Genomic DNA, 15,626 nt, shown 5'->3' on the forward strand with positions numbered 1-15,626 from the left:
AAAGATTATCGAATAAGTAGTTGATTTCTCTCGATCAGGTCGGCATAATGGCCGGCCTGATAAGCTTTTAGGTCAGTAGCTCAATTGGCAGAGCGACGGTCTCCAAAACCGTAGGTTGGGGGTTCGATTCCCTCCTGACCTGCCAGATTCACCTCGTGTGTCTGGCTTTCTTTTCACAGGATCTTCCTAGATGACTCCCAAGGCTGAAGCCCAAGACTCTCGTTTTGATCTGCTCAAGTGGCTGGCTGTTGTCGCTTTGGTGGTCGTTGGTGTTGTGGGTAATCTTTATTACTCCGCCTCGCCGATTCTGTATCGCGTACTCGCATTGCTCGTTCTGGCTGCTGTTGCTGGCTTCATTGCCCTGCAGACCGTCAAGGGTAAGTCGTTTTTCGCGCTGGTAAAGGAAGCTCGCACCGAGATTCGTAAAGTCGTATGGCCAACCCGTCAAGAGACCATGCAAACCACACTCATCGTAGTGGCGGTTGTTCTGGTTATGGCGCTGCTGCTGTGGGGTCTCGACTCCCTGCTCGGTTGGTTGATTTCCTTGATTGTTGGCTAAGGGTGTCCCGTGGCTAAGCGTTGGTATGTTGTGCATGCTTACTCGGGTTACGAGAAGCATGTAATGCGCTCGCTGATCGAGCGCGTAAAGCTGGCTGGCATGGAAGACGGCTTCGGCGAAATTCTGGTCCCCACTGAAGAAGTGGTTGAGATGCGCAATGGCCAGAAGCGCAAGAGCGAACGTAAGTTCTTCCCTGGCTATGTCCTGGTGCAAATGGACATGAACGAAGGTACTTGGCACTTGGTCAAGGATACTCCTCGTGTCATGGGCTTCATCGGTGGTACTGCAGACAAGCCTGCACCGATCACTGATAAAGAAGCTGAAGCCATTCTCCGCCGCGTTGCCGATGGCAGCGACAAGCCCAAGCCGAAGACGTTGTTCGAGCCAGGCGAAGTGGTCCGCGTTACCGATGGTCCGTTTGCTGATTTCAACGGGACCGTTGAAGAAGTTAACTACGAGAAGAGCCGGATCCAGGTGGCCGTGCTTATTTTCGGTCGCTCTACCCCGGTAGAGCTCGAGTTCAGCCAGGTCGAGAAGGTCTAGCCGAACAAAGCATCCCATACCCCGCAGCCCTATGTGCTGCGGGGTTTTGTCGTCACTGGGATAAAACGCAAGTAATCCGGGGAGCCTTCAGGCGTTCGTACCCGATATTGGAGTAGCTCATGGCTAAGAAGATTCAGGCTTACATCAAGCTGCAAGTAAAGGCCGGCCAGGCCAACCCAAGCCCACCCGTTGGTCCAGCACTGGGTCAACACGGTGTGAACATCATGGAATTCTGCAAGGCCTTCAACGCCCGTACTCAGGGTCAAGAAGCCGGCCTGCCGACTCCTGTGATCATCACTGTTTACAGTGACCGCAGCTTCACCTTCGAAACCAAAAGCACCCCTGCTTCGGTTCTGCTGAAGAAAGCAGCTGGCCTGACCAGCGGTTCTGCACGTCCGAACACCGTTAAAGTCGGTACTGTGACCCGTGCTCAGCTGGAAGAGATCGCAAAAACCAAAAATGCTGATCTGACTGCCGCTGACATGGAAGCAGCCGTGCGTACCATCGCCGGTTCTGCTCGCAGCATGGGCCTCAACGTGGAGGGTGTGTAATGGCTAAGCTGACCAAGCGCCAAAAGGCCATTGCTTCGAAACTCGAAGCTGGCAAAGTCTACAACTTCGAAGACGCAGCAGTACTGCTGGCCGAACTGTCCACCGTGAAGTTCAGCGAATCCTTCGACGTTGCTGTCAACCTCGGTGTTGACCCACGTAAATCCGACCAGGTCGTTCGTAGCGCTACCGTGCTGCCACACGGCACTGGCAAGACCGTACGTGTTGCTGTCTTCACCCAGGGTCCAGCTGCTGAGGCCGCTCTGGCTGCCGGCGCTGACCGTGTAGGTATGGACGATCTGGCTGCCGAAATGAAAGGCGGCGACCTGAACTATGACGTCGTTATTGCTTCCCCGGACGCAATGCGTGTTGTAGGTCAGCTGGGTCAGGTTCTGGGTCCTCGCGGCCTGATGCCTAACCCGAAAGTCGGTACCGTAACTCCAGACGTAGCCACCGCGGTCAAAAACGCCAAGGCTGGTCAGGTTCGTTATCGCACCGACAAAAACGGCATCATCCACACCTCCGTTGGCAAAGTCGGCTTTGAAGCTGGCAAGCTGAAGGAAAACGTTGAAGCCCTGATCGCTGATCTGAAGCGTATCAAGCCAGCTTCTTCGAAAGGTATCTACGTTAAGCGCGTTACCCTGAGCACCACTATGGGCCCAGGTCTGGTCATCGACCAGAGCTCGCTGAACGCGTAAGACAAAAGCCGGCGCGAGTAATCGCGTCCGCTTGAAAAAATTGGGGTCCCTGCCTGGCGGGGGCTATCCAAGACCGTAGGCGGCGCAAGCCTTAAACCTCAAGCCTACGCAGATGGTGCTCCCGGTTCCTTACCGAATCAGACACCAAAACGACATCCGGCTTCGGCCAGATGAAACGGTAACAAGCAGGAGTTTTACCCGTGGCAATTAAACTCGAAGACAAGAAGGCCATCGTCGCTGAAGTCAACGAGGCTGCCAAAGTCGCTCTGTCCGCTGTCGTGGCTGATGCCCGTGGTGTGACTGTAGGCGCAATGACCGGACTCCGTAAAGAGGCTCGTGAAGCTGGCGTATACGTACGTGTCGTACGTAACACCCTGCTCAAGCGCGCTGTTGCTGACACTGAATTCAGTGTCCTCAACGACGCCTTCACCGGCCCGACCCTGATCGCATTCTCCAACGAACACCCGGGCGCTGCTGCTCGTCTGTTCAAAGAGTTCGCCAAGGGTCAGGACAAGTTCGAGATCAAGGCAGCTGCGTTCGACGGCAAGTTCCTTGCCGCTAACGAAATCGACGTGTTGGCTACCCTGCCGACCCGCGACGAAGCTATCGCGAAGCTGATGAGCGTGATCCAAGGCGCTACCAGCAAGCTGGCTCGTACTCTGGCAGCTATTCGCGACCAGAAAGAAGCTACTGCTGCCTAAGGCACAGAAAGCCCTTTCGAAATCATACGTTTAATTTGATAGCTGCGTAGGCTGTCACCCCAATACAGGATTTAAGTCATGTCTCTGACTAACGAGCAAATCATCGAAGCAATCGGCCAGAAAACCGTTCTGGAAGTTGTTGAGCTGATCAAAGCAATGGAAGAAACCTTCGGCGTTACCGCTGCTGTTGCCGCTGCTGGCCCAGCTGCTGCCGCTGCCGTTGTTGAAGAGCAAACCGAATTCAACGTTGTTCTGGTTGAAGCCGGCGAGAAGAAAGTCAACGTGATCAAGGCCGTTCGTGAACTGACCGGTCTGGGCCTGAAAGAAGCCAAAGAGAAAGTTGACGGCGCTCCTCAGGTTGTCGCTGAAGGCGTTTCGAAAGAAGCCGCTGAAGACGCCAAGAAGAAGCTGGAAGAAGCAGGCGCTAAAGTCGAACTCAAGTAATTTCGACTTTGCGACTCCAGCCCGAGCGCTAAGCAAACGGCTGATGGCTGGTGGCTCTTGCCACCGGCCTTTTTCCGTTATTGGCGGCTGACCAGGTCGGCGCCGATAACGAGCTGTAACCACCAACGATGGTGGCGCAAACCATGGGGTTTGCACGATTTTCTGGCTGCTCCCGTCGGGAGAAGCCAAACAAGCAGGTGACCAAGCTGGGGAACGCTGATGGCTTACTCATACACTGAGAAAAAACGTATCCGCAAGGACTTTAGCAAGTTGCCGGACGTCATGGATGTGCCTTACCTCCTGGCCATCCAGCTGGATTCGTATCGTGAATTCTTGCAAGCGGGAGCGACCAAAGATCAGTTCCGCGACGTGGGCCTGCATGCGGCCTTCAAATCGGTTTTCCCGATCATCAGCTACTCCGGCAATGCTGCCCTGGAGTACGTTGGCTATCGTCTGGGCGAACCGGCTTTTGATGTCAAAGAATGCGTACTGCGCGGCGTGACCTACGCGGTACCGCTGCGGGTAAAAGTCCGCCTGATCATTTTCGACAAAGAATCGTCGAACAAAGCGATCAAGGACATCAAAGAGCAAGAAGTCTACATGGGTGAAATCCCCCTGATGACTGAAAACGGTACCTTCGTAATCAACGGTACCGAGCGTGTTATCGTTTCCCAGCTGCACCGTTCGCCGGGCGTGTTCTTCGATCACGACCGCGGCAAAACGCACAGCTCTGGCAAACTGCTGTACTCGGCGCGGATCATTCCTTACCGCGGCTCGTGGCTGGACTTCGAATTCGATCCGAAAGACTGTGTATTCGTCCGTATCGACCGTCGTCGCAAGCTGCCGGCCTCGGTACTGCTGCGCGCGCTGGGTTACAGCACCGAAGAAGTCCTGGATGCCTTCTACACCACCAACGTTTTCCACGTCTCGGGCGAGAAGCTCAGCCTGGAGCTGGTGCCTCAGCGCCTGCGTGGTGAAGTTGCGGTCATGGACATCCATGATGAAACCGGCAAGGTGATTGTCGAGCAGGGTCGTCGTATTACCGCTCGTCACATCAACCAGCTGGAAAAGGCTGGCGTCAAGCAGCTCGACGTTCCTATGGAATACGTCCTGGGCCGCACCACCGCCAAGGCCATCGTGCACCCGGCAACCGGTGAAATCCTCGCCGAGTGCAACACCGAGCTGAACACCGAGCTGCTGATCAAGATCGCCAAGGCTCAGGTTGTCCGCATCGAGACCCTGTACACCAACGACATCGATTGCGGTCCGTTCATCTCCGATACCCTGAAGATCGACTCCACCAGCAATCAGCTGGAAGCGCTGGTCGAAATCTACCGGATGATGCGTCCTGGCGAGCCGCCAACCAAGGATGCTGCCGAGACCCTGTTCAACAACCTGTTCTTCAGCGCCGAGCGTTACGACCTGTCGGCCGTTGGCCGCATGAAGTTCAACCGTCGTATCGGTCGTACCGAAATCGAAGGTTCGGGCGTGCTGAGCAAGGAAGACATCGTCGAGGTCCTCAAGACCCTGGTCGATATCCGTAACGGCAAAGGCATCGTCGACGACATCGACCACCTCGGTAACCGTCGCGTTCGTTGCGTCGGCGAGATGGCCGAGAACCAGTTCCGCGTTGGCCTGGTGCGTGTTGAGCGCGCGGTCAAAGAGCGTCTGTCGATGGCAGAAAGCGAAGGCCTGATGCCTCAGGACCTGATCAACGCCAAGCCGGTTGCGGCGGCGGTGAAAGAGTTCTTCGGCTCCAGCCAGCTCTCGCAGTTCATGGACCAGAACAACCCGCTCTCCGAGATCACCCACAAGCGTCGTGTCTCCGCACTCGGCCCTGGTGGTCTGACCCGTGAGCGTGCAGGCTTCGAAGTCCGTGACGTCCACCCGACCCATTACGGCCGTGTGTGCCCGATCGAGACCCCTGAAGGTCCGAACATCGGTCTGATCAACTCCCTGGCGGCCTATGCCCGCACCAACCAGTACGGCTTCCTGGAAAGTCCGTACCGTGTGGTTAAAGAGGGTGTTGTCACCGACGACATCGTGTTCCTGTCGGCGATCGAAGAGGCTGATCACGTCATCGCCCAGGCTTCGGCCGCGATGAACGACAAGAAGCAACTGATCGACGAGCTGGTAGCCGTTCGTCACCTGAACGAATTCACCGTCAAGGCGCCGGAAGACGTCACCCTGATGGACGTTTCGCCGAAGCAGGTAGTTTCGGTTGCAGCGTCGCTGATTCCGTTCCTCGAGCACGACGACGCCAACCGTGCGTTGATGGGTTCGAACATGCAGCGTCAGGCTGTACCAACCCTGCGTGCTGACAAGCCGCTGGTCGGTACCGGCATGGAGCGTAACGTTGCCCGTGACTCCGGCGTTTGCGTCGTGGCCCGTCGTGGCGGCGTGATCGACTCCGTTGATGCCAGCCGTATCGTTGTTCGCGTTGCCGATGACGAAGTAGAAACCGGTGAAGCCGGTGTCGACATCTACAACCTGACCAAGTACACCCGCTCGAACCAGAACACCTGCATCAACCAGCGTCCGCTGGTGAGCAAAGGTGATGTGGTTCAGCGTAGCGACATCATGGCCGACGGTCCGTCCACCGACATGGGTGAACTGGCACTGGGTCAGAACATGCGCATCGCGTTCATGGCGTGGAACGGCTTCAACTTCGAAGACTCCATCTGCCTGTCCGAGCGTGTGGTTCAGGAAGACCGCTTCACCACGATCCACATCCAGGAACTGACCTGTGTGGCCCGTGACACCAAGCTTGGCCCAGAAGAGATCACCGCGGACATTCCGAACGTCGGTGAAGCTGCGCTGAACAAGCTGGACGAAGCCGGTATCGTTTACGTGGGTGCTGAAGTTGGCGCCGGCGACATTCTGGTCGGCAAGGTCACGCCAAAAGGCGAAACCCAGCTGACGCCAGAAGAGAAGCTGCTGCGTGCGATCTTCGGTGAGAAGGCCAGCGACGTCAAAGACACCTCCCTGCGCGTGCCTACCGGCACCAAAGGTACCGTCATCGACGTACAGGTCTTCACCCGTGACGGCGTTGAGCGCGACAGCCGTGCGCTGTCCATCGAGAAGATGCAGCTCGACGAGATCCGCAAGGACCTGAACGAAGAGTTCCGTATCGTTGAAGGCGCAACCTTCGAGCGTCTGCGTTCTGCCCTGAATGGCCAGGTCGTCGATGGTGGTGCAGGCCTGAAGAAGGGCACTGTGATCACCAACGAAGTACTGGACGGTCTGGAGCACGGCCAGTGGTTCAAACTGCGCATGGCCGAAGACGCGCTGAACGAGCAACTTGAGAAGGCCCAGGCCTACATCGTTGATCGTCGCCGTCTGCTTGACGACAAGTTCGAAGACAAGAAGCGCAAGCTGCAGCAGGGCGATGACCTGGCACCGGGCGTACTGAAGATCGTCAAGGTCTACCTGGCAATCCGACGCCGCATCCAGCCGGGCGACAAGATGGCCGGTCGTCACGGTAACAAGGGTGTGGTCTCGGTGATCATGCCGGTCGAAGACATGCCGCACGACGCCAACGGTACGCCGGTTGACGTGGTACTCAACCCATTGGGTGTACCATCGCGTATGAACGTTGGTCAGATCCTCGAAACCCACCTGGGCCTGGCGGCCAAAGGTCTGGGCGAGAAGATCAACCGCATGCTCGAAGAGCAGCGCAAGGTCATTGAACTGCGCAAGTTCCTCACCGAGATCTACAACGAGATCGGTGGTCGTCAGGAAAGCCTGGAAGACTTCTCCGACCAGGAAATCCTGGATCTGGCGAAGAACCTCAAAGGCGGTGTGCCTATGGCCACTCCAGTCTTCGACGGCGCCAAGGAAAGCGAAATCAAGGCCATGCTGAAACTGGCAGACATGCCAGAAAGCGGTCAGATGCAGCTGTTCGACGGCCGTACCGGTAACAAGTTCGAGCGTCCAGTGACCGTTGGTTACATGTACATGCTCAAGCTGAACCACTTGGTGGACGACAAGATGCACGCGCGTTCCACTGGTTCTTACAGCCTGGTTACCCAGCAGCCGCTGGGTGGTAAGGCGCAGTTCGGTGGTCAGCGTTTCGGGGAGATGGAAGTGTGGGCGCTGGAAGCATACGGCGCGGCATACACCCTGCAAGAAATGCTCACAGTGAAGTCGGACGACGTGAACGGTCGGACCAAGATGTACAAAAACATCGTGGACGGCGATCACCGTATGGAGCCGGGCATGCCCGAGTCCTTCAACGTGTTGATCAAAGAGATCCGTTCGCTCGGTATCGATATCGATCTGGAAACCGAATAACACGTGACGCGAATCGGGAGCGTGGCTGAAAAGCCCGCTCCCTGCTCCGCCAGGAGGAAAGGCCTTGAAAGACCTACTGAATTTGCTGAAAAACCAGGGTCAAGTCGAAGAGTTCGACGCCATCCGTATCGGATTGGCCTCGCCTGAGATGATCCGTTCGTGGTCGTTCGGTGAAGTTAAAAAGCCGGAAACCATCAACTACCGTACGTTCAAACCTGAGCGTGACGGCCTGTTCTGCGCCAAGATCTTTGGCCCAGTCAAGGACTACGAGTGCCTGTGCGGTAAGTACAAGCGCCTGAAACACCGTGGCGTGATCTGTGAGAAGTGCGGCGTTGAAGTCGCCCTGGCCAAGGTTCGTCGTGAGCGCATGGCGCACATCGAACTGGCCTCTCCAGTTGCCCACATCTGGTTCCTGAAATCGCTGCCGTCGCGTATCGGCCTGCTGATGGACATGACCCTGCGTGATATCGAACGCGTTCTCTACTTCGAGAGCTATGTCGTTATCGATCCGGGCATGACCACGCTGGAAAAAGGCCAGCTGCTCAACGACGAGCAGTACTTCGAAGCGCTGGAAGAGTTCGGTGATGACTTCGACGCCCGCATGGGTGCCGAGGCTGTCCGCGAGCTGCTGCACGCTATCGACCTGGAGCACGAGATTGGTCGCCTGCGCGAAGAGATTCCGCAGACCAACTCCGAAACCAAGATCAAGAAGCTGTCCAAGCGTCTGAAACTGATGGAAGCCTTCCAGGGCTCGGGCAACCTGCCTGAGTGGATGGTCCTGACCGTTCTGCCGGTTCTGCCGCCAGACCTGCGTCCATTGGTTCCGCTCGATGGCGGTCGCTTCGCGACTTCCGACCTCAACGATCTGTATCGTCGGGTGATCAACCGTAACAACCGTCTGAAGCGCCTGCTCGACCTGTCCGCGCCGGACATCATCGTGCGCAACGAAAAGCGCATGCTGCAGGAAGCGGTCGACGCCTTGCTGGATAACGGTCGTCGCGGCCGTGCCATCACCGGCTCGAACAAGCGTCCTCTGAAATCCCTGGCCGACATGATCAAGGGTAAGCAAGGTCGTTTCCGTCAGAACTTGCTCGGTAAGCGTGTTGACTACTCTGGCCGTTCGGTAATTACCGTAGGTCCGACCCTGCGTCTGCACCAGTGCGGTCTGCCGAAGAAAATGGCTCTCGAGCTGTTCAAGCCGTTCATTTTCGGCAAGCTGGAAATGCGTGGTCTGGCGACCACCATCAAGGCTGCCAAGAAGATGGTCGAGCGCGAGCTGCCAGAGGTGTGGGACGTTCTCGCCGAAGTGATTCGCGAACACCCCGTACTGCTCAACCGTGCACCGACCCTTCACCGTCTGGGTATCCAGGCCTTTGAACCGGTACTGATCGAAGGTAAGGCTATCCAGCTGCACCCGCTGGTCTGTGCTGCGTACAACGCCGACTTCGACGGTGACCAGATGGCCGTGCACGTGCCGCTGACGCTGGAAGCCCAGCTCGAAGCGCGCGCGCTGATGATGTCGACCAACAACATTCTGTCGCCAGCTAACGGTGAGCCAATCATCGTTCCTTCGCAGGACGTTGTACTGGGTCTGTACTACATGACCCGTGAAGCCATCAACGCCAAGGGCGAAGGTCGCGTATTCGCCGACCTGCAGGAAGTCGACCGCGTATTCCGCGCCGGCGAAGCTGCCCTGCACGCCAAGATCAAGGTTCGTATCAACGAAACCGTCAACGATCGTGATGGCGGCAGCGTCAAGAACACCCGTATCGTCGACACCACTGTCGGTCGTGCACTGCTGTTCCAGGTTGTACCACCAGGTCTGTCGTACGACGTGGTCAACCAGCCAATGAAGAAAAAGGCGATCTCCAAGCTGATCAACCAGTGCTACCGCGTGGTTGGTCTGAAAGAGACCGTGATCTTCGCTGACCAGCTGATGTACACCGGTTTTGCCTACTCGACCATCTCCGGCGTTTCCATCGGTGTTAACGACTTCGTTATCCCGGATGAAAAAGCCCGCATCATCGGTACCGCTACCGACGAAGTGAAAGAGATCGAGAGCCAGTACGCCTCCGGCCTGGTAACCCAGGGCGAGAAGTACAACAAAGTCATCGACTTGTGGTCCAAGGCGAACGACGAAGTGTCCAAGGCGATGATGGCCAACCTCTCGAAAGAGAAGGTCATCGACCGCAATGGCGACGAAGTCGAGCAAGAGTCCTTCAACTCGATGTACATGATGGCTGACTCCGGTGCCCGGGGTTCGGCAGCTCAGATTCGTCAGCTGGCCGGTATGCGTGGTCTGATGGCCAAGCCGGACGGCTCGATCATCGAGACGCCGATCACCGCGAACTTCCGTGAAGGTCTGAGCGTACTCCAGTACTTCATCTCGACTCACGGTGCTCGTAAAGGTCTTGCGGATACCGCGTTGAAAACCGCGAACTCCGGTTACCTGACCCGTCGTCTGGTAGACGTTGCCCAGGATCTGGTGGTTACCGAGATCGATTGCGGCACCGAGCAAGGCCTGCTGATGACGCCGCACATTGAAGGCGGCGACGTTGTAGAGCCGCTGGGTGAGCGTGTACTGGGTCGTGTTATCGCCCGTGACGTGTTCAAGCCAGGCACCGACGACGTTATCGTTCCGGCCGGTACCCTGGTTGATGAGAAGTGGGTTGAATTCATTGAGCTGAACAGCATCGACGAAGTGATCGTGCGTTCGCCGATCAGCTGCGAAACCCGCTACGGTATCTGCGCCAAGTGCTACGGTCGTGACCTGGCTCGCGGTCACCAGGTGAACATCGGTGAAGCTGTCGGCGTTATCGCTGCACAGTCGATCGGTGAGCCGGGTACCCAGCTGACCATGCGTACGTTCCACATCGGTGGTGCTGCAAGCCGGACCTCGGCTGCCGACAGCGTCCAGGTGAAGAACGGCGGTGTAGTCCGTCTGCACAACCTGAAGCAGGTTGAGCGTGCCGACGGTAACCTGGTTGCCGTATCGCGTTCCGGTGAGTTGGCGATTGCCGACGAGTTTGGTCGTGAGCGTGAGCGTTACAAGCTGCCTTACGGTGCGGTGATTTCGGTCAAGGAAGGCGACAAGGTCGACGCTGGCGCAATCGTCGCCAAGTGGGACCCGCACACCCACCCGATCGTTACCGAAATGAAAGGTACCGTGACCTTCGTGGGCATGGAAGAAGGCATCACCATCAAGCGTCAGACTGACGAATTGACTGGTTTGACCAACATTGAAGTTCTGGACGTTAAAGACCGTCCGGCTGCAGGTAAGGAAATCCGTCCTGCAATCAAGATGGTCGACGCCAATGGCAAAGATCTGCTGCTGCCAGGTACCGACGTACCTGCTCAGTACTTCCTGCCGGCTAACGCCCTGGTCGGCGTGGCCGACGGTGCACAGATCGGTGTTGGTGACGTTATCGCGCGTATCCCGCAAGAAACGTCGAAAACCCGTGACATCACCGGTGGTCTGCCGCGGGTTGCCGACTTGTTCGAAGCCCGTCGTCCGAAAGAAGCCTCGATTCTGGCTGAAGTCAGCGGCACCATCGCGTTCGGTAAAGAGACCAAAGGCAAGCGCCGTCTGGTTATCACCCCGAACGACGGTAGCGATCCGTACGAAGAGCTGATTCCGAAGTGGCGCCACCTGAACGTCTTCGAAGGCGAACAAGTGAACCGCGGCGAAGTTATCTCCGACGGTCCAAGCGATCCGCACGATATCCTGCGTCTGCTGGGTGTAAGCGCGCTGGCCAAGTACATCGTCAACGAGATTCAGGACGTTTACCGTCTGCAAGGCGTGAAGATCAACGACAAGCACATCGAAACCATCCTGCGTCAGATGCTGCGCAAGGTCGAGATTGCCGAGTCGGGCGATTCCAGCTTCATCAAGGGCGACCAGATGGAACTGACTCACGTACTGGTAGAAAACGAGCGTCTGAACGCGGAAGACAAGTTCGTCTCCAAGTTCACTCGTGTTCTGCTGGGTATCACCAAGGCCTCGCTGTCCACCGAATCGTTCATCTCGGCGGCTTCCTTCCAGGAAACCACCCGCGTACTGACCGAAGCGGCGGTAACCGGCAAGCGCGATTACCTGCGCGGCCTGAAAGAAAACGTGGTCGTCGGTCGTCTTATCCCGGCCGGTACCGGTCTGGCCTACCACAGCGAGCGCAAGCGTCGCCGTGATGCCGACAAGCCGCTGCGCGTAAGTGCCAGTGAGGTGGAAGCCGCACTGACTGAAGCGCTGAACTCCAGCGGTAACTGAAAGTAGGACTGGGCCCTGGCTGACCCGATCCGGTCATTGGCAACATAAATTGTTGCCGATGACTGGAGGAGGGAGGCTGGGGCCTCGTCTTGACTGGGGGCAAGATCCTCTTTAGACTCTTGTACCCCTAAATTTGGTGGGGCTCCGTCCTGCCAATTTTTGCTTTTCTTGCAAGACAATAGCGTCGCAAGACAACAGTGGAGCTAGTAGATGGCAACTATCAACCAGCTGGTACGTCAGCCGCGTAAGCGTATCGTCGAGAAATCCGACGTTCCTGCGCTGCAGAACTGCCCGCAACGTCGTGGCGTGTGCACCCGTGTGTACACCACTACGCCGAAAAAACCTAACTCGGCACTGCGTAAAGTATGCCGTGTGCGTCTGACCAACGGTTTCGAGGTTTCCTCGTACATCGGTGGTGAAGGCCACAACCTGCAAGAGCACAGCGTCGTACTGATCCGTGGCGGTCGTGTAAAAGACTTGCCAGGTGTTCGTTACCACACCGTTCGCGGCTCCCTGGATACCTCCGGTGTTAAAGGTCGTAACCAAGGTCGTTCGAAGTACGGTACCAAGCGTCCGAAGTAATCGGCCGTTTGTTGCATTTTGCAGTTATCAATTTTATTGAGTCGATAAGAGTAAGGTCGGGCACGCACCCTCTGGGTTCACTGTCCCGGGCTAACCTGAAGACCGTTTGAGGGCTTATCAATGCCAAGACGTCGTGTAGCAGCCAAGCGTGAGATTCTGGACGATCCAAAATACGGAAGCCAGATCCTCGCCAAGTTCATGAACCACGTTATGGAAAGCGGCAAGAAAGCCGTTGCCGAGCGTATCGTTTACGGTGCACTGGACAAGGTTAAAGAACGCAAGAACAGCGATCCCCTGGAAATCTTCGAGAAAGCTCTCGACGCCATCGCTCCGCTGGTCGAAGTTAAGTCGCGCCGTGTAGGCGGTGCCACTTACCAGGTTCCTGTTGAAGTTCGTCCATCCCGTCGTAACGCCCTGGCAATGCGCTGGTTGGTAGACTACGCCCGCAAGCGTGGCGAGAAGTCCATGGCTCTGCGCCTGGCTGGCGAGCTGCTGGATGCTGCTGAAGGCAAAGGTGCTGCAGTCAAGAAGCGTGAAGACGTACACCGTATGGCCGAAGCCAACAAAGCGTTCTCGCACTACCGCTTCTAATTCAGGCATCACTATTTTTGCGAGGGCTCTATGGCTCGTACTACACCAATCAACCGCTACCGTAACATTGGTATTTGCGCGCACGTTGACGCGGGCAAAACTACCACTACCGAGCGGATCCTGTTTTACACAGGTCTGAGCCACAAAATGGGCGAGGTGCATGACGGCGCCGCGACCACCGACTGGATGGTGCAGGAGCAGGAGCGGGGTATTACCATTACCTCCGCTGCTGTAACCACTTTCTGGGAAGGTTCCCGTGGCCAGTACGGCAAATACCGCGTAAACGTCATCGATACCCCCGGCCACGTTGACTTCACCATTGAAGTAGAACGTTCGCTGCGCGTACTCGACGGCGCGGTCGTTGTGTTCTGCGGTACCTCCGGCGTTGAGCCTCAGTCCGAAACCGTATGGCGTCAAGCCAACAAGTACGGCGTTCCACGTGTTGTTTACGTGAACAAGATGGACCGTGCCGGTGCCAACTTCCTGCGCGTCGTAGGTCAGATCAAGAACCGTCTGGGTCACACCCCGGTTCCTGTTCAGCTGGCCATCGGTTCGGAAGATAACTTCCAGGGTCAGGTTGACCTGATCAAGATGAAGGCTATCTACTGGAACGACGACGACAAAGGCACCACCTATCGCGAGGAAGAAATTCCTGCCGATATGCTGGAGCTGGCTGAAGAGTGGCGCGCCAACATGGTCGAAGCCGCTGCCGAAGCCAACGAAGAGCTGATGAACAAGTACCTTGAAGAAGGTGAACTGTCGGTCGAAGAAATCAAAGCCGGTCTGCGTGCGCGCACCCTGGCCAGCGAGATCGTTCCGGCTGTCTGCGGTTCTTCCTTCAAGAACAAGGGCGTTCCTCTGGTTCTCGATGCCGTTATCGACTTCCTGCCTGCTCCTACCGAGATTCCTGCGATCAAGGGTATCCACCCTGACCTGATCGAGAAGCCGAAGGAAGAGCTGGTTGCAGAAGACTACGACGAGCGTCATGCAGACGACAACGAGCCGTTCTCGGCTCTGGCGTTCAAGATTGCCACCGACCCGTTCGTTGGTACTCTGACCTTCGTCCGCGTTTACTCGGGTATGCTGCAGTCCGGCGACTCCGTGATCAACTCGGTCAAGGGCAAGAAAGAGCGCGTTGGTCGTATGGTGCAGATGCACGCCAACCAGCGTGAAGAAATCAAAGAAGTACTGGCAGGCGATATCGCTGCTCTGATCGGCATGAAGGACGTCACCACCGGTGACACCCTGTGCAACGCCGACAAGCCGATCATCCTTGAGCGTATGGACTTCCCGGAGCCTGTGATCTCGGTAGCTGTTGAGCCAAAGACCAAGCAGGACCAGGAGAAGATGGGTATCGCGCTGGGCAAACTGGCTCAGGAAGACCCGTCGTTCCGCGTCAAGACTGATGAAGAAACCGGCCAGACCATCATCTCGGGTATGGGCGAGCTTCACCTGGACATCCTCGTTGACCGCATGAAGCGCGAGTTCAACGTTGAGGCCAACATCGGTAAGCCGCAGGTTTCCTACCGCGAGCAGATCACCAAGGACAACGTCGAGATCGAAGGTAAGTTCGTTCGTCAGTCCGGTGGTCGTGGTCAGTTCGGTCACTGCTGGATTCGCTTCTCGCAGCCGTCGGTGGATGCCCAGGGCAACATCACCGAAGGCCTGGAATTCACCAACGAAGTTGTAGGTGGTGTGGTTCCTAAGGAATACATCCCGGCGATCCAGAAGGGTATCGAAGAGCAGATGAAGAACGGCATCGTTGCCGGCTATCCGCTGATCGGCCTGAAGGCAACCGTGTTTGATGGTTCCTACCACGACGTCGACTCCAACGAGATGGCGTTCAAGGTGGCCGCTTCCATGGCGACCAAGCAACTCGCTGCCAAAGGCGGCGGTAAAGTGCTTGAACCGATCATGAAAGTAGAAGTTGTGACCCCTGAGGACTACATGGGTGACGTGATGGGTGACCTGAACCGTCGTCGTGGTCTGATCCAGGGTATGGAAGATTCGGTGTCCGGCAAGGTTGTCCGTGCTGAAGTTCCGCTCGGAGAGATGTTCGGTTATGCGACCGACGTTCGTTCCATGTCTCAGGGTCGCGCGAGCTACTCCATGGAATTCTCCAAATACGCCGAAGCTCCGTCGAATATCGTCGAAGCACTCGTTAAAAAACAAGGCTAATCCAGCCCTTTAGGCAAGAGGTTCACTGTCGTGGCTAAAGAAAAATTTGATCGTTCCCTTCCGCACGTCAACGTTGGCACCATCGGTCACGTTGACCACGGTAAAACCACTCTGACTGCAGCTCTGACTCGCGTCTGCTCCGAAGTTTTCGGTTCGGCCGTTGTTGAGTTCGACAAGATCGACTCGGCTCCAGAAGAAAAAGCTCGCGGTATCACCATCAACACC

12 protein-coding genes and 1 tRNA gene are annotated in these 15,626 nt (G+C 56.7%); all 13 read left to right on the forward strand.

Annotation, left to right across the window (positions count from 1 at the left end; genetic code table 11):
• The first annotated feature begins 69 nt into the window (after positions 1 to 69).
• A tRNA-Trp gene (locus NPS47_RS24580) sits at positions 70 to 145 on the forward strand.
• 45 nt (positions 146 to 190) lie between these two features.
• Entirely contained in the window at positions 191 to 559 is a 369-nt protein-coding gene (secE, locus tag NPS47_RS24585; protein WP_274297338.1) for a preprotein translocase subunit SecE, read from the forward strand.
• A 9-nt stretch (positions 560 to 568) separates the two neighbouring features.
• The gene (gene nusG / locus NPS47_RS24590; RefSeq protein ID WP_010443972.1) at positions 569 to 1,102 is read left to right on the forward strand and encodes a transcription termination/antitermination protein NusG; all 534 of its coding nucleotides are present in this window, start codon (positions 569 to 571) and stop codon (positions 1,100 to 1,102) included.
• Between the two features lie 119 nt (positions 1,103 to 1,221).
• On the forward strand, positions 1,222 to 1,653 hold the full coding sequence (gene rplK, locus NPS47_RS24595) for a 50S ribosomal protein L11 (protein ID WP_028944937.1): 432 nt from the start codon (positions 1,222 to 1,224) through the stop codon (positions 1,651 to 1,653).
• Entirely contained in the window at positions 1,653 to 2,348 is a 696-nt protein-coding gene (gene rplA / locus NPS47_RS24600; RefSeq protein ID WP_028944938.1) for a 50S ribosomal protein L1, read from the forward strand. Before rplK ends, rplA begins: the two co-directional genes overlap by 1 nt.
• Before the next feature lie 200 nt (positions 2,349 to 2,548).
• Entirely contained in the window at positions 2,549 to 3,049 is a 501-nt protein-coding gene (gene rplJ, locus NPS47_RS24605) for a 50S ribosomal protein L10 (RefSeq protein ID WP_028944939.1), read from the forward strand.
• A gap of 78 nt (positions 3,050 to 3,127) precedes the next feature.
• Positions 3,128 to 3,493 (forward strand): 50S ribosomal protein L7/L12, encoded by a 366-nt coding sequence (gene rplL, locus NPS47_RS24610; RefSeq protein WP_007957596.1) that lies wholly within the window; start codon positions 3,128 to 3,130, stop codon positions 3,491 to 3,493.
• Positions 3,494 to 3,712: 219 nt separating this feature from the next.
• Positions 3,713 to 7,786: a DNA-directed RNA polymerase subunit beta gene (gene rpoB, locus NPS47_RS24615; RefSeq protein WP_274297339.1), complete on the forward strand. Its 4,074-nt coding sequence runs from the start codon at positions 3,713 to 3,715 to the stop codon at positions 7,784 to 7,786.
• A 64-nt stretch (positions 7,787 to 7,850) separates the two neighbouring features.
• Complete coding sequence (gene rpoC / locus NPS47_RS24620; RefSeq protein WP_274297340.1) at positions 7,851 to 12,050, forward strand: DNA-directed RNA polymerase subunit beta'; 4,200 nt, start codon at positions 7,851 to 7,853, stop codon at positions 12,048 to 12,050.
• 210 nt (positions 12,051 to 12,260) lie between these two features.
• Positions 12,261 to 12,632: a 30S ribosomal protein S12 gene (gene rpsL / locus NPS47_RS24625; RefSeq protein ID WP_003186084.1), complete on the forward strand. Its 372-nt coding sequence runs from the start codon at positions 12,261 to 12,263 to the stop codon at positions 12,630 to 12,632.
• A gap of 120 nt (positions 12,633 to 12,752) precedes the next feature.
• On the forward strand, positions 12,753 to 13,223 hold the full coding sequence (rpsG, locus tag NPS47_RS24630) for a 30S ribosomal protein S7 (protein ID WP_008089143.1): 471 nt from the start codon (positions 12,753 to 12,755) through the stop codon (positions 13,221 to 13,223).
• 30 nt (positions 13,224 to 13,253) lie between these two features.
• Positions 13,254 to 15,401, forward strand: coding sequence for an elongation factor G (gene fusA, locus NPS47_RS24635; RefSeq protein ID WP_274297341.1), 2,148 nt, complete (start codon positions 13,254 to 13,256; stop codon positions 15,399 to 15,401).
• A 30-nt stretch (positions 15,402 to 15,431) separates the two neighbouring features.
• On the forward strand, positions 15,432 to 15,626 hold a 195-nt coding region (locus NPS47_RS24640), incomplete at its 3' end, for a GTP-binding protein (RefSeq protein ID WP_245222814.1).

Source organism: Pseudomonas putida (assembly GCF_028682475.1).
GTDB lineage: Bacteria > Pseudomonadota > Gammaproteobacteria > Pseudomonadales > Pseudomonadaceae > Aquipseudomonas > Aquipseudomonas putida_AG.

Bases quoted from the DNA above. Each gene is read 5' to 3' on its own strand.
- fusA (WP_274297341.1), top strand. From the start codon at position 13,254: ATGGCTCGTACTACACCAATCAACCGCTACCGTAACATTGGTATTTGC.
- rpsL (WP_003186084.1), top strand. From the start codon at position 12,261: ATGGCAACTATCAACCAGCTGGTACGTCAGCCGCGTAAGCGTATCGTC.
- rpoB (WP_274297339.1), top strand. From the start codon at position 3,713: ATGGCTTACTCATACACTGAGAAAAAACGTATCCGCAAGGACTTTAGC.
- rplA (WP_028944938.1), top strand. From the start codon at position 1,653: ATGGCTAAGCTGACCAAGCGCCAAAAGGCCATTGCTTCGAAACTCGAA.
- rpsG (WP_008089143.1), top strand. From the start codon at position 12,753: ATGCCAAGACGTCGTGTAGCAGCCAAGCGTGAGATTCTGGACGATCCA.
- secE (WP_274297338.1), top strand. From the start codon at position 191: ATGACTCCCAAGGCTGAAGCCCAAGACTCTCGTTTTGATCTGCTCAAG.
- rplL (WP_007957596.1), top strand. From the start codon at position 3,128: ATGTCTCTGACTAACGAGCAAATCATCGAAGCAATCGGCCAGAAAACC.
- rplK (WP_028944937.1), top strand. From the start codon at position 1,222: ATGGCTAAGAAGATTCAGGCTTACATCAAGCTGCAAGTAAAGGCCGGC.